11 protein-coding genes are annotated in these 13,689 nt (G+C 42.0%); 3 read left to right on the top strand and 8 right to left on the bottom strand.

The window, feature by feature from the left end:
• Nucleotides 1–330: 330 nt before the first annotated feature.
• Nucleotides 331–1,206 carry a nucleotidyltransferase-like protein gene (locus tag JI665_RS18715; protein WP_206842701.1) on the bottom strand — a complete coding sequence of 292 codons (876 nt, stop codon included), beginning with the start codon at nt 1,204–1,206 and terminating at the stop codon, nt 331–333.
• Between the two features lie 150 nt (nt 1,207–1,356).
• Between JI665_RS18715 and JI665_RS18710 the strand changes: the two genes are divergently transcribed.
• Nucleotides 1,357–1,713, top strand: coding sequence for a YgzB family protein (locus tag JI665_RS18710; protein WP_009335859.1), 357 nt, complete (start codon nt 1,357–1,359; stop codon nt 1,711–1,713).
• 112 nt (nt 1,714–1,825) lie between these two features.
• Here the strand turns inward: JI665_RS18710 and perR are convergent, their stop codons facing one another.
• The 7 genes from perR to JI665_RS18675 form a co-directional block, all read right to left on the bottom strand.
• Nucleotides 1,826–2,263, bottom strand: coding sequence for a peroxide-responsive transcriptional repressor PerR (perR, locus tag JI665_RS18705; protein WP_166672513.1), 438 nt, complete (start codon nt 2,261–2,263; stop codon nt 1,826–1,828).
• Nucleotides 2,264–2,371: 108 nt separating this feature from the next.
• Nucleotides 2,372–2,929, bottom strand: a complete 558-nt coding sequence (locus JI665_RS18700) for a cob(I)yrinic acid a,c-diamide adenosyltransferase (RefSeq protein WP_206842630.1) — start codon at nt 2,927–2,929, stop codon at nt 2,372–2,374.
• Nucleotides 2,930–3,334: 405 nt separating this feature from the next.
• Nucleotides 3,335–3,805: a thioredoxin-dependent thiol peroxidase gene (gene bcp / locus JI665_RS18695; protein WP_206842620.1), complete on the bottom strand. Its 471-nt coding sequence runs from the start codon at nt 3,803–3,805 to the stop codon at nt 3,335–3,337.
• A gap of 74 nt (nt 3,806–3,879) precedes the next feature.
• Entirely contained in the window at nt 3,880–4,293 is a 414-nt protein-coding gene (locus tag JI665_RS18690) for a potassium channel family protein (protein WP_206842618.1), read from the bottom strand.
• 139 nt (nt 4,294–4,432) lie between these two features.
• Nucleotides 4,433–5,218, bottom strand: a complete 786-nt coding sequence (locus tag JI665_RS18685) for an ABC transporter permease (protein ID WP_206842616.1) — start codon at nt 5,216–5,218, stop codon at nt 4,433–4,435.
• A gap of 3 nt (nt 5,219–5,221) precedes the next feature.
• Nucleotides 5,222–6,013 carry an ABC transporter permease gene (locus tag JI665_RS18680; RefSeq protein ID WP_206842600.1) on the bottom strand — a complete coding sequence of 264 codons (792 nt, stop codon included), beginning with the start codon at nt 6,011–6,013 and terminating at the stop codon, nt 5,222–5,224.
• Nucleotides 6,014–6,049: 36 nt separating this feature from the next.
• Nucleotides 6,050–7,057, bottom strand: a complete 1,008-nt coding sequence (locus JI665_RS18675; RefSeq protein ID WP_206842700.1) for an ABC transporter ATP-binding protein — start codon at nt 7,055–7,057, stop codon at nt 6,050–6,052.
• Nucleotides 7,058–7,250: 193 nt separating this feature from the next.
• Here JI665_RS18675 and JI665_RS18670 point away from each other — a divergent pair, with 193 nt between their 5' ends.
• Together JI665_RS18670 and JI665_RS18665 are read left to right on the top strand one after the other, a co-directional pair.
• Nucleotides 7,251–8,546: a glutamate-1-semialdehyde 2,1-aminomutase gene (locus JI665_RS18670; protein WP_206842598.1), complete on the top strand. Its 1,296-nt coding sequence runs from the start codon at nt 7,251–7,253 to the stop codon at nt 8,544–8,546.
• 411 nt (nt 8,547–8,957) lie between these two features.
• Nucleotides 8,958–13,430: a glutamate synthase-related protein gene (locus tag JI665_RS18665; RefSeq protein WP_206842596.1), complete on the top strand. Its 4,473-nt coding sequence runs from the start codon at nt 8,958–8,960 to the stop codon at nt 13,428–13,430.
• Nucleotides 13,431–13,689: the final 259 nt, after the last annotated feature.

The raw sequence follows: 13,689 nt of genomic DNA, 5'->3' as shown, positions 1-13,689 counted from the left end.
TATTAGGCACGCCGCCAGCGTTCGTCCTGAGCCAGGATCAAACTCTCCATATAAGAGTTGATTAAGCTCATAAGTTGTCTTTTCAAAAAAGACTAAAGATTTAACGTTGACGTTTATGTTCGTTCAGTTTTCAAAGATCAATTTCTCTTTGTTATATTTTACCTGATCGCTCAGAAGCGACTTTATAAATATAACACGTGCTGATTTTAGTTGTCAACACTTTTTTTATAAGTTATCCGTCGTCTGTGAAAATGTTTTTCGTTCATATCGCAGCGACGGATATAAATATAACAAGGATTTAAATAAAGGTCAATAACTTTTAAAGTTTTTTTACGATAATTTTTTTTTGAGTTTGTAATACCTGTGATAAATCCCTTGACCTTTTGTTTCCACATTTACTACTTCGATAAAATGCTTATCAATCAAATACTCAAGAAGCATGCTTAAGTCAACTGCATATAGATAAAGCTCCTCATGGTTCATAATATCGTGGATGGACCATTCATCTTTCTCAGCAAGCACATCTGCAAGATGGCTGATTCCTTGCTTAGTTCTTGAATGAATTAAAAATTCACTTGCAAGGAATAGAAGCTCCAGTCTCTTTTCGAGAGGCTCCTGGCTATTCACCAATTCTTCATATAGCTTCATTATTTCAGGTTCAATTTGCTTTACCTGATTCCAGACAGTTACCTCTGGATGGAATCCATTTTCGATAACAGCCAGCCTGGCCAGGTGATGAAGGGAATGAACAATATGGTTATAGGCATCGAAATAATGGCGATTTTCAAAAAAGGCTTTGCCATCCATATATCTTCTAATCAGCTTGGCAAACTCAAGACCCATTTTTAATTTTCGCCCATAGAACGGAAACTCTCTTAATTCCACCTTCAGGTTATGAATATATTCATTTCGATCAAATAAAACTTTCCCATTATAGAGCCAGTCAAAGATCTTTCGGTTCGTCCCCAGCAGGATCCATTCACGAAGCTGCTTGTCTGTCACGATATGAAGAGCAGCCTTTTTATCTTTATATGTGTAATGTTTAACAAACACAGGTTCATCTGCTTCCTCTACAAGGATCAGCAGTACAGCATCAAATGTATCAGTAGCAGGAATCGCTTTATGCAGTTTTTCGGTCATAATCACGCCAAGAGTGTTTGTCTGGCTTGCCCGTTCTTGATATATAGGACGGAGAATATCTTCCATCATAATTCCTCCATTTTATTGATAGCGTATATCTTCGACAATTATAAATGAAATCCTTCCTAAATGTGAGACATTTTTCGACACCATTCTATATTAATATTTATTTAAGCAAAAGGAGTATGGTATAGTTAGTTTTTAGGAGGGAGCAGAATGGCTAAGTACTCAAATAAAATCAATAAGATTCGTACATTTGCCCTTAGTTTAATTTTTATCGGATTTATCGTTATGTATCTCGGAATATTCTTTAGGAATTCCGCTCTTCTCATGACAATATTTATGCTTCTTGGAATGCTCTGCATTCTTGCTAGCACCGGTGTATATTTTTGGATCGGCATGCTTTCAACAAAAACCGTGCAGGTGGTTTGCCCTAATTGCGGAAAACATACAAAGATGCTTGGCCGCGTTGATATGTGCATGTACTGTAATGAACCTTTAACGCTCGATCCAAAACTTGAGGGCGTTGAATTTGATGAAAAATACAACAAAAAAAATACGAAGCAGAGCTGATTTATCTCCTGCTTCATACTCAAGTTCAAGAATGACCGGCTAAATGACAGCCGGTTTTTTAATGGAAAAATAAAAAGCTGACAGCACACAGCCGGCAGCTTTAAATAATTTATTAGTGAGCTTCTTTACTTGCACATTCCGGACACGTTCCGTAAATCTCCATTCTATGATGGCTAATTTTAAAACCTGTAACATGTGAAGCAAGGTGCTCTACTTCATCAAGACCAGGATAGTGGAAGTCTACAATCTTGCCGCAGCTTTCACATATGACATGATAATGATGAGTGGTTACAAAATCGAAGCGGCTAGATGCGTCACCATATGTCAGTTCCTTTACCAGGCCAACCTCACGGAATACTCGTAAATTATTGTAAACTGTTGCCACACTCATATTTGGAAATTTACCCTCTAATGCTTTGTATATATCGTCAGCAGTAGGGTGTGACATGGAGTTTATTAAATATTCAAGTATCGCATGACGCTGCGGAGTGATACGGACTCCAGTGTCTTTTAAAGTATCCAGCGCCTCTTTTAATTCCATATGCGCCACCGCCATGCACCTCTTTTCCAACAAATATTCTTACTTTATAATCTTTATAAATAGTGTACTAATTTTTTACCACATTTGTCAATATTACAAACTCCTTAATAAAGGGAATCAACTCTTTTCAGAGTGAAGCGATTGCTCACCAGAACCTAAATGATGATTGACAAATCGGGCAGCAACAAACAGCAGATCTGACAATCGGTTCAGGTATACTAAAACGAGCGGATTCAATTCTTCGCCGAGTGAGACCGCACATCGTTCCGCTCTCCTCGCCACCGTTCTAGCCACATGGAATGCAGCTCCCGAAGGATGACCGCCGGGTAATATAAAGTTATTAAGCTCTGCAAGGTCAGCTTCCCACTCATCAATTTGCTTTTCCATGAAGGTGATATCCTCTTCTTTTATCGTCCATTTAACTTCTTTTCCAGCAGGCGTTGCCAGCTCTGCTCCTGCATGAAACAGGTCTGTCTGCACTTTATGAAATACCTGTTCCACTTTTTCTTTGCCGCTGAAATACTCACTTTTTAGATAGCTTAAGGCCATTCCAATCATTGAATTTGCCTCATCACATGAGCCGTAAGCCTCAACGCTAATGTCATTTTTACCGACTCTCTGCCCGTATATTAATGACGTTGTTCCCTTATCTCCCGTTTTTGTATAAATCCTCATCTTAATACCCTCTTTCAAAATCGATCACGTTAATATAATCTTTGTTATTTTTTATATATGTATGAAGGTTATGCTTAAAAATTTCAAAAGATCTGGGCAAATAGCTTTTTGTTCTGCTTGGTAAATGAGGAGTGACTGTACTTCCTTCAATACTCCATAATGGATGCCCTTTAGGCAGAGGCTCTCTTTTTCAAAAACATCCAGGCAGGCATGTGAAATTCGGTTATTTTTTTCAAGTGCACTTTTTCCTCGGCATAAATAATAAATATAAAAAAAACGAACCTGTTCAGGTCCGTTTCGAAAAAGTATCTGAGGAGGTATGCCCTAATAAAATGATATGCAAAACTTGTTCTTAGGAATGGACAAAAGCCTTGTTCCGTTAAAAAATAGGCAACCCATTTACAGCTAGGCCAGATTCTCCTTAATATATTCCAGTGCCTCCTCGACATGCCCTTTTACCTTCACCTTGCGCCACTCTTTAACCAGTTTGCCTTCCTGGTCAATAATAAAAGTGGAACGCTCAATGCCCATATATTCTTTTCCGAAGTTCTTTTTCAGTTTCCAGACACCGTACGTCTCTGCCGCTTTATGGTCCTCATCTGAAAGCAGCAGGAAAGGCAATCCATGCTTTTCAATAAACTTCTCATGCCTGCTGAGGGGATCGGGGCTAACTCCTAAAACGACTGCGTTCACTTCTGCAAAATTCTCATGCCGGTCCTTGAAATCACATGCCTGAGTTGTGCAGCCAGGCGTCATGTCTTTTGGGTAAAAATAAAGAACAATATTTTTCCCGCGGTAATCTGATAGCTTTATTTTTTCACCATTGCTTGCCGCCAGTTCAAAATCCGGTGCCAATTCTCCAATTGAAATTGTCATCTTTTATTCCTCCTGTTGGATAAGTTTCTTACTCTAAGCCTATCCAACTTTTTGTTCAAAAACAACTCCTGGCATTATGGAGCCCGGTCACCTGCATCAAATACCACCCTGGCTACAAATGCTGCAGGGATCACATAGCCAATCAAAGCCTCAAGTACCGCGATCAGCCTGCCTATTCCAATAGGACTGATATCTCCATACCCAACCGAAAAAAGGGTTACCGCACTAAAATAAAAGCCCGTCTCCAGTCTTTCGAGGAAACCAGTTTCCATATAGTCAGTGCCATCCATTAAAACCACCAGCCCATGTAAATCAAGCCAAATATATATCAGGCCAAACCCAATCATAATCGTTGCATACAAACTTATTAGATAAAGAAAGTTCTCAACAGAAACCCATCTTCCTTTTATCTTGGCGGATGAAAAAAGAGTCTGCAGACTCATGATCATGCACAGCACAATTAAAATCAGCGATAAATAAAATGCCATACTGCACCTCATTTCGAAATGCTTTTCAATTCATTTATACGCTTATGGCCAGTCCTGTATGACAGCCTGTCTCTGAAACGTCTTTCTGCTTATAGCCAGAATTTCTTCCCATAAAAAAAGCCAGGTTTATAACCCGGCTTTAATTGCCCGCACCGCGATAACGCTTAACACCCGAATTCCAAGTCAGGATTGAAATGCCGAAAAATACTATACCGATTACAGGCGTTAAAAAGGAATACAAAAACCATTCCTCTTTCCCCAAAAAGTATGAAGCAGGATATACACCAACAAAGGCAAACGGAAGCACCCAGGTTAAGACGAAGCGTATGACACTGTTATAAATATCAACCGGATACCTTCCATAATTCCCGATGTTGTACATCATCGGCATGATTGATGTTCTGGCATCCGCCCAAAAGCTGATGCAGGCAATCATGACAAAGATGCCTCCGTACACTAGCATTCCACCTATCACAAATATGAAGAATAAGAATGGATCTGTCCAGCTTATCTCTAACCCAAGACTGTTACCGGCGTAAATCATAACCGCAATTCCAGTAACAGCCCCAAAAAGAGATTCAAGTTCCATCCGTTCTAAAACGATTTGGAATAGACTATGGATCGGGCGGGTCAAAATCCTATCGAGTTCTCCTTTTACAATATACCTCTCATTAAAATCCCAGATATTAAAGAAAGATGAAAACAGTGCATAGGGAACAAGGAAAAATCCGTAAATAAAGATAATTTCATCCCTTGTCCAGCCCCCAAGGAGATTTGTATGGCCAAAGACTACTAAGATAAAAATTAAATTAACTGCCTGAAATAATAGATCTGAAAAGATCTCAACAAATAAATCTGCACGGTACTGCATTCTTGTTTTCATATATTGGGCGACATATTGAAAGAAAATAGTTATATAAAACATCTGTCACCCTCCTTGAATAATGAGCTGTTTTTTCGCTATGATCCACAAAACCTGAATTGGTATGATTAGAACAATCACCCATACACCCTGCATCACGATCGCCTGAACGGCTTCAGTATTCGAAAAACTATTAGTAAAAATCATACTCGGCACATAGCTGATCCCCTGAAAAGGAAGAAATCTTAAGACATCCTGTGCCCATAACGGAAAAAAGCTGATAGGAATCAGAAGGCCGGAAAAGAGATCGATTACAACTCTTTTCGCCCGGATAAGCCCAGTATTATTAAATAAGAAGAAAGTGGTAATACCTGTCAGCAAATTAATTTGCGTATTTATAAGAAAACTTAATAAAATCGATGCAGCAAAGAAAATCCAGGTAGTCCAATCCCCAGAAAATTGGAGCGGAAAAATAAACGAGACAATGACCATTCCCGGAACCGAGAAAAAGAAGAGACGGAATATCCCTTCTCCCAATCCCTGCATCGTTTTCATGCCCAAATAATTATATGGGCGGATCAGTTCCACCGCTACTTTACCTTCTTTAATTTCAGCAGCCATTTCCCGATCTATATTATTAAAGTAAAATGCCCTCGCCATCCAGGCTACAGCCACATATGTCGACATCTGGATCACAGACATTCCCTCAATCGCATCTTTTTCTCCATAAATGGCGCTCCACAAGAAATAGTAAGCGCCAATATTAATGCTGTATATCAGAATGCCTGTATAGTAATTCGTTCGGTAGGCAAGCATCATCAAAAAGCGGATCCGAATCATTTCTATATATTTATCCACAGGAACACCCCCCCCCGATATAAATAAATCCTTTCATTAAGAGATCCCCCGGTCATAAATTTTTCTAATTATTTCCTCAGTTGAAGTTTCTTTAATATTGATGTCTTTCACTTTCAATTCCGCCACGACTTTAGCTATCAGCAGGGAAATCAGTTCATCATTATCCTCTGCAAAGGCTGTAAAGATCGCTTCTTTCTCATCCTTCTCCCATTTCACTTCCGATGATGCCGTTATTTTGTTTAAATCACTAAGATCCACTTCTTCAAGAAATTGAAATTCTATTTCCTTCCCCTCTCCCCATTTTTCCTTAAGGCTTTTTAAAGCCCCATCATAGATGATTTTCCCGTCATCTAACATAACCACGCGTTCGCATAGCGCCTCAATATCCGACAGATCATGAGTAGTAAGCAGGATGGTTGTATTATATTTTTCATTAATTTCTTTTAAAAACTCCCTGATTTTTAACTTAACAAGTACATCAAGCCCAATTGTCGGCTCATCCAAGAACAGCAGCGGCGGATTATGGATGAGTGCTGCTGCCAGTTCACACCTCATTCTCTGCCCGAGTGAAAGCTTCCGGACCGGCTTATCTAGCAGTGGTTCAATATCTAAGGTTTTGATAACATGCGCCATATGGCTGTTGTATTGCTCATCAGTAACTTTATACACCTTCTTGAGCAGCCTGAAGGATTCCTGTACAGCAATATCCCACCAAAGCTGAGATCTCTGGCCGAAGACAACTCCAATCGTGCTGACGAATTTTTCACGGTCTTTATGAGGGTTCATTCCATTCACAATCACTTCACCGCTGGTTGGGGTTAGAATCCCCGTCAGCATTTTTATGGTGGTTGATTTCCCTGCTCCATTTTCACCAATATACCCAACCATTTCCCCTTGCTTTACAGTGAAACTGATATTGTTAACCGCTGGCACAATCTTATAATTCCTTGTAAGCAAATCACGGAAAGCACCTTTTAATCCTGAGCGGCTTGAATAAGCTTTAAACTCCTTCTTTAAGTTCCTTACTGTTATTGCATCATTCATCATTACTCCTCCTGCCGATTAATGCCCTAATGAAATAGTTTAGACAAACAGCGCATTCTTCACAACTAGATTGCTCCATTTACGCTTTCTAAAATACAGAATAGTCCGCCTTCCTTTTAGATTGGACGAAGCCCCTTCCATACATGTTAAAATAATGATGAACTTATAATTGGATTCTATCAGGAGGATTAACATGCAATTTACTAATTCTGAACGGCTGCATAAACAGGCTTTAGAACATATTGTCGGAGGAGTGAACAGTCCTTCCCGCTCCTATAAAGCTGTTGGCGGCGGCTCGCCGGTTGCAATGGAACGTGCGCAGGGCGCTTATTTCTGGGATGTGGACGGCAATCAGTATATCGATTATCTTGCTGCGTACGGTCCCATCATTACCGGACATGCCCACCCCCATATTACAGAAGCAATAAAAACAGCAGCTGAGCGCGGAGTATTATATGGAACTCCTACACCTCATGAAGTGAAATTCGCGGAAATGCTAAAGGAAGCAATGCCTAATTTGGATAAAGTCCGCTTTGTGAACTCAGGAACTGAAGCGGTCATGACCACGATCCGTGTTGCAAGAGCCTATACAGGCAGGGACAAAATCATTAAATTTGCAGGCTGCTATCACGGCCATTCCGATCTTGTACTGGTTGCTGCAGGTTCAGGGCCGTCGACACTTGGAACCCCTGACTCTGCCGGGGTTCCAAAGAGCATTGCCCAGGAAGTGATCACAGTTCCTTTCAATGAAATCGAACCATATAAGGAAGCGCTGGAAAAATGGGGCGACCAAATCGCTGCCGTCCTGGTTGAACCGATTGTCGGCAACTTTGGAATTGTTGAACCTAAACCAGGGTTTTTGGAACAGGTTAACGAATTAACACATGCAGCCGGTGCACTAGTCATTTATGATGAAGTCATCACAGCTTTCCGGTTTATGTATGGCGGCGCACAGGACCTGCTGGGCGTAAAACCGGACTTGACAGCTATAGGGAAAATCATTGGAGGCGGCCTTCCAATCGGTGCGTATGGCGGAAAAAAGGAAATCATGGAAACAGTAGCTCCGTTAGGTCCTGCATATCAAGCCGGTACAATGGCTGGTAATCCAGCTTCGATTCTGTCAGGAATTGCATGTCTCGAAGTATTGAAACAGCCGGGTGTCTATGAATATCTGGACCAACTTGGCGAAATGCTTGAAAAAGGCATTAGCTCAGCTGCTGAAGAACATAACATTCCAATAACAATTAACCGATTAAAGGGTGCCCTGACAATTTACTTTACAGAAGAAAAAGTTGTGAATTATGAGCAGGCGGAAAATACAGATGGAGAAATGTTCGCAAAATTCTTCAAACTGATGCTCAATCAGGGAATAAACCTGGCTCCATCAAAATATGAAGCATGGTTTATGACAATCGCGCATACCGAGGAAGATATCCAAGCAACGATTCACGCAGTACAAAATGCATTTCAGCAATTAAAAGGCGAATAAATATTCATATTTTTATACATTAACGGGAGCAGAAATGCTTCCGTTTTCTTTAACTCCAATAATGAAAACGTTTACAAACAAGGCGATTTTTTATTCATAAACCAATGTCCTCCTTTAAATCATATCCAACTTTTTGTATAAATAATTGATTTCTGAAAATTCATATGATATGATAGGAGAAATCTTTTGTGTAAGAGCGGATTACGCTGACATAAAGAGTTAATAATTTTATTAGCCTGTCCCGAATAATCTAACTATTCATTTAATAAATGCCTATGCATTTATCCTTTCAAAACAAGATTAACTTTGCAGTAGCCTCATTTAAAACCCGTAAACATTAAATTTTTATAGATTACTATTTTTCAGGAGGTGAACGGCTTTAAGGCACAGCCTTATTTTCAGCCGAATTTTATGACATTACAGCAATGGAGTCCTTCACTTTTTACAGAGTTTCACCGCCAGGAGCACGATGCGTGCGGCATTGTTTCTGCAATGGAGAAAAAGAAAGTCCCAACCCGCGAAAATATTTTCAGCTGCATCAACGCACTTGTTACGATGAATCACCGTGCCGGTTTTATAAATGGAGAAGGCGACGGCGTAGGGATTCATATTGATATCCCGAGAGAGCTGTGGAAAGAAAAGTTAAAGGAAGCAGGAGCAGATCCTAAAGCAGCAGAAAAGGAAGGATTTGTCGTTGGACATGTGTTCATGTCCAGAAAGCAGGATACTGAATCACTTAAAGCCATTTTGCTGCAAAAGCTTGCTGACGCAAAACTAATGGTTATTTATGCATCTGACGAAGTAACTGAGTCGTCAGCTTTAGGTCCCATTGCCATTCAGGAGAATCCTGTATTCTGGCAGTTTGCCTGTTTAGCAGAGGAAACTGGAGGGGAGCTTTCAAAAAAGCTGTTTGAATTGATTGTTGACTTTGAAGAAGACGAACATGTTCATGTCGCTTCCCTAAGCCAGTATCATGCTGTATACAAAGTAATGGGAGCGGGAGACATTCTGCCTAAATACTACCATGATTTAGCAAGCCCTCTTGTTGCTTCAACAATGACTCTTGGGCACAATCGCTACTCCACTAACACATTATCAAGCTTTTTCCGCGTACAGCCTTTTAGTGTGTTAGGACATAACGGAGAAATCAACACGATTGCCAAACTCAGGGATGAAGCCAAAATGGTTGGCGTTCCGCTTGTAAAAGACGGCAGTGACTCTCAGGATCTGAGCAGGACACTTGAAACGTTTATCTGCAGGGATGGCTATACCCTCTTTGAAGCAATGGATGTCATGTTCCCGCCTATCGTGAATGAAATCAAGTCATACCCTGATCACCTTCAGGATATGTACGCCTATATCCGTGAAGCATGGGGACATTTTGCTCAAGGTCCAGCAGGAATTATTTCCCGATTTGCCGATGAGGCTGTTTTCAGTGTCGATGCGCTGGGTCTCCGCCCGCTTTGGATGCTGGAAACTGAAAGTTCCTATCTGTTCTCTTCTGAGCCTGGCATCATCCCATCCAGTGAATATGTAAATGAACCTAAGCCGCTTTCACCGGGTGAAAAGGTTGGTTTAAAATGGGACGGCGATACACTTGCCGTTTACGAACACAGCCATTACCAGGCTGAAGTTTTTGACAGATTTTCAAAGAGAGTGGACGCTGAAAACTTCCGGATTCGCCTGCAATCTCCTAAACTGGAGAAAACCATCTCAGTAAACTATCCGGATAAGATTCATAACGGGCAGTATAAAGCCTTCGGCTGGGAGAGAGACCATGTCCAGCTTGTCGAGCAAATGGCAGAAAAAGGAGCGGAGCCAATTCGTTCTCTTGGACACGACTCCCCTTTAGCAGCACTAAATCCTCAGCGGAAAAACATCGCTGATTTTATTAAGGAAAGTGTTGCTGTCGTTACAAACCCTGCCATTGACCGTGACCGGGAAACTGAGCATTTCTCAACCCGCACGATTATCGGCCAGCGTCCTTCATTATTTGAAAAACAGGAGCCAGGGGCAGTAATTGAATTGCAGACTCCTATTTTAATAGAGGGCAAGGCAGGCTTTGAATGTTCCGATGAACTTAATCAGCCGACCTACGATCAGGTAACCTGCTTCTATCAGGAACAAAAGCTGATATCTTATCTGTCTACCACATTTAATAAAGATGAAACGGTAAAAGAAGCATTGGACCGCTTATCAGCAGAAGCAGTTGATGCTGTCAAAAATGGCAAAACCCTGCTTGTACTCGATGACGCCAATGCTCATCAGGAGGATGCTTACTGGATTGATCCGCACCTTGCCGTCTCTGCAATCGATCAAGCTCTGGTAAAAGAAGCTATACGCCGTGAATGTTCCCTATTACTGCGCTCAGCTTCAATCAGATCGCTTCATGATATCATCACAGCATTCGGTTTAGGCGCTGATATTATAAGTCCTTACTATATGTTTATGACAGTTCTAGGCGAATCTGAAACACCGCTGAAGAATCTTTACTCAGCTCTGACTAAAGGACTTGAAAAAGTCATTTCAACAATCGGCATTCATGAATTAAGAGGCTATGGACGTTTATTCTCTGCCATTGGTCTTCACGAAGAATTAGCCGAATATCTGAATATAGTAAATTTCTTCGGATCTAAGGAGCTTTCTTTTAGCTTTAGCGCTTTAAAGGAAGATGCTTTTGCAAGAGCAGAAGATTACCAGAATGAAAAAGAACGGATCGGAAAAACATTCAGCCTTTTCCCACGTATCTGGAAAGCGATCGGCGAAGTTGCCTCAACTGGTGACTACAATGCATATAAGGAAAAAATAACAGAACAGGAAGACCAGAATCCAACAACAATCCGTCATTTAACCGGATTTAAGGAAACTGATTCTCACCTAAATCCTGAGGATATCAGCTTGCATGTGGGCGAGCATGACCTGCCATTTGTCATCTCCTCCATGTCCTTTGGGTCTCAGAATGAAACAGCCTTCAGAGCCTATGCTGAAGGTGCTGACCGCTTGAACATGGTCAGCCTCAATGGAGAAGGCGGAGAAATTAAGGATATGCTTGGAAAATATCCGAGAACCCGCGGACAGCAAGTAGCATCAGGGCGCTTCGGAGTTAATGCAGAGCTCCTTAATTCATCCAACCTGCTGGAGATAAAAATTGGGCAGGGTGCAAAGCCGGGTGAAGGAGGTCACCTTCCTGGATCCAAGGTAACTGCAAAAATTGCAGAGGCACGTAATGCAACAATTGGATCGGATTTGATTTCACCTTCGAACAATCATGATATATACTCGATTGAAGATTTGGCACAGATGATTCACGAACTTAAAACAGCCAATGACATAGCTAAAGTTGCTGTAAAGGTGCCGGTTGTACCAAATATTGGAACCATCGCAGTCGGTATTGCAAAAGCTGGCGCCGATATTATCACATTGAGCGGTTTTGACGGAGGTACAGGCGCAGCCAGAATTCATGCCTTGCAGCACGTAGGCCTACCGGTTGAAATTGGTGTTAAGGCAGCCCACAATGCCCTGCTGGAAGCAGGAATCCGCGATAGTGTGGAGCTTTGGGCTGATGGCGGAATCAAGAGTGCAGCAGACGTATTGAAGGTTATGCTGCTAGGAGCTAACCGTGTAGGCTTCGGTACACTTTCCATGCTTGCTATCGGCTGTACGACATGCCGCGGCTGCCATCTTGATACTTGTCATGTCGGGATTGCAACACAAATTGATTCAGAAGCACAGGCGAAGGAACATGGCTTAAGAAGGTTTGTTCCACGCCAATTCGACCTTGCTGTCCAAGGCATTATGAACCTGTTTACTGCTTTTGGCAACGAACTGAAAGCATTGGCAGCTTCAATTGGTGTAAAAAACCTGCAGGATGCAGTAGGGCGTTCTGACCTGCTTGTACAGATTAAGGGGCAGGATCAGCTCGATCTTACTCACCTTCTGAAAACACTTGAAATCGGCCAATTCTCTATTCAGGAAACACCTGAAGCCCTGCAGGAAGCCCAGCTGCAGGTAGCTGTTGGAGCAGAGTATCTGGACGCAAGTGTGGAAGAATTACATCAGTCACGTGAGTTCCATAGCATCACTTCCGAGCAGCGTGTACTGGGAAGCCGGGTTTCCTGCCACCGTGTAAGAGACAGACTGGACGGTTCTTATAAAACTCTTCCGCAAGTTGATTTGAAATACAAGGGCGGATCCATCCCGGGCAATGGCCTTGGAGCTTACAACAGCTTCGGCATCAACATCGAAGTTGCTGGAGGAGCACAGGATGGCATCGGAAAAACTTCTTTCGGCGGACAAATTAAAATCTTTAAAGCAAAAGGCAAGAATGGCAAGTTTTACAATGGCTCTGTTGGTAAAGGCTTTGGTTATGGTGCTCAGCAAGGTTTGCTTGTGGCTCAAGGAAACGCTGACGCCCGTGCCGGAATCAGATTATCTGGAGCAGATATGATTATCGGCGGCCAGCTGCAAAAGCCGCTGCCTGAAAAAGAATACGGCAATATCGGTTCAGATGCCAATATTAAAGGGTTTGCCTTTGAGTATATGACTAATGGCCGAGGCCTGGTCCTGGGCGATGCTGGTCCATGGATCTGCGCAGGAATGACAGGCGGTGTTGTTTACTTAAGACATCAGCCGGAAATGGGCTTAACAAAAGAAGCCATCCAGCGCAGAATTGCCAAGGGAGCAAAAGTCTCTGTTACTACTCTATCCGATAAAGGAAAGGAAGATGTAAAAGACCTGCTTGGCCAATACGTTGCATTGCTTAAAGATCAATGCCAGGAAGAAGAAGCTTCAAAGCTTGCTTCCCTTCTTAATCATCCGGAAGACCACTTCGTTCAAGTCATTCCGGTTAAAGAACAGGCAGATCCTTCTGTTTCCACAGAGTGATGATCTGCACCAATCAAGCCCCATCCGTTTATGCGGATGGGGCTTTAAGTTTTAGTTTGGCTTCTTTATTCTGTTTTGGCACAACTCTTTAGTTCCCTTTACTGCTTCTGTGCCTCGTCCAGCGGCACTATTCCGTTTCTTTAGTTCCTTTCGTTGCTTCTGTGCCTCGTCCAGCGGCACTATTCCGTTGCTTTAGTTCCTTTCGTTGCTTTTAGTTCCTTTCACTGTTTCCACAATTCGCCCAGCGGCACTATTCCGC

It is taken from the genome of Bacillus sp. NTK034, from assembly GCF_017303275.1.
GTDB lineage: Bacteria > Bacillota > Bacilli > Bacillales > Cytobacillaceae > Cytobacillus.
This window is presented reverse-complemented; position numbering and strand designations above follow the sequence as displayed.

What these genes read in the sequence shown, in the direction of transcription:
- JI665_RS18715 (WP_206842701.1), bottom strand. Translation starts at nt 1,206, where the DNA reads ATGGAAGATATTCTCCGTCCTATATATCAAGAACGGGCAAGCCAGACA.
- JI665_RS18710 (WP_009335859.1), top strand. Translation starts at nt 1,357, where the DNA reads ATGGCTAAGTACTCAAATAAAATCAATAAGATTCGTACATTTGCCCTT.
- JI665_RS18700 (WP_206842630.1), bottom strand. Translation starts at nt 2,929, where the DNA reads ATGAGGATTTATACAAAAACGGGAGATAAGGGAACAACGTCATTAATA.
- bcp (WP_206842620.1), bottom strand. Translation starts at nt 3,805, where the DNA reads ATGACAATTTCAATTGGAGAATTGGCACCGGATTTTGAACTGGCGGCA.
- JI665_RS18690 (WP_206842618.1), bottom strand. Translation starts at nt 4,293, where the DNA reads ATGGCATTTTATTTATCGCTGATTTTAATTGTGCTGTGCATGATCATG.
- JI665_RS18685 (WP_206842616.1), bottom strand. Translation starts at nt 5,218, where the DNA reads ATGTTTTATATAACTATTTTCTTTCAATATGTCGCCCAATATATGAAA.
- JI665_RS18675 (WP_206842700.1), bottom strand. Translation starts at nt 7,057, where the DNA reads ATGAATGATGCAATAACAGTAAGGAACTTAAAGAAGGAGTTTAAAGCT.
- JI665_RS18670 (WP_206842598.1), top strand. Translation starts at nt 7,251, where the DNA reads ATGCAATTTACTAATTCTGAACGGCTGCATAAACAGGCTTTAGAACAT.
- JI665_RS18665 (WP_206842596.1), top strand. Translation starts at nt 8,958, where the DNA reads ATGACATTACAGCAATGGAGTCCTTCACTTTTTACAGAGTTTCACCGC.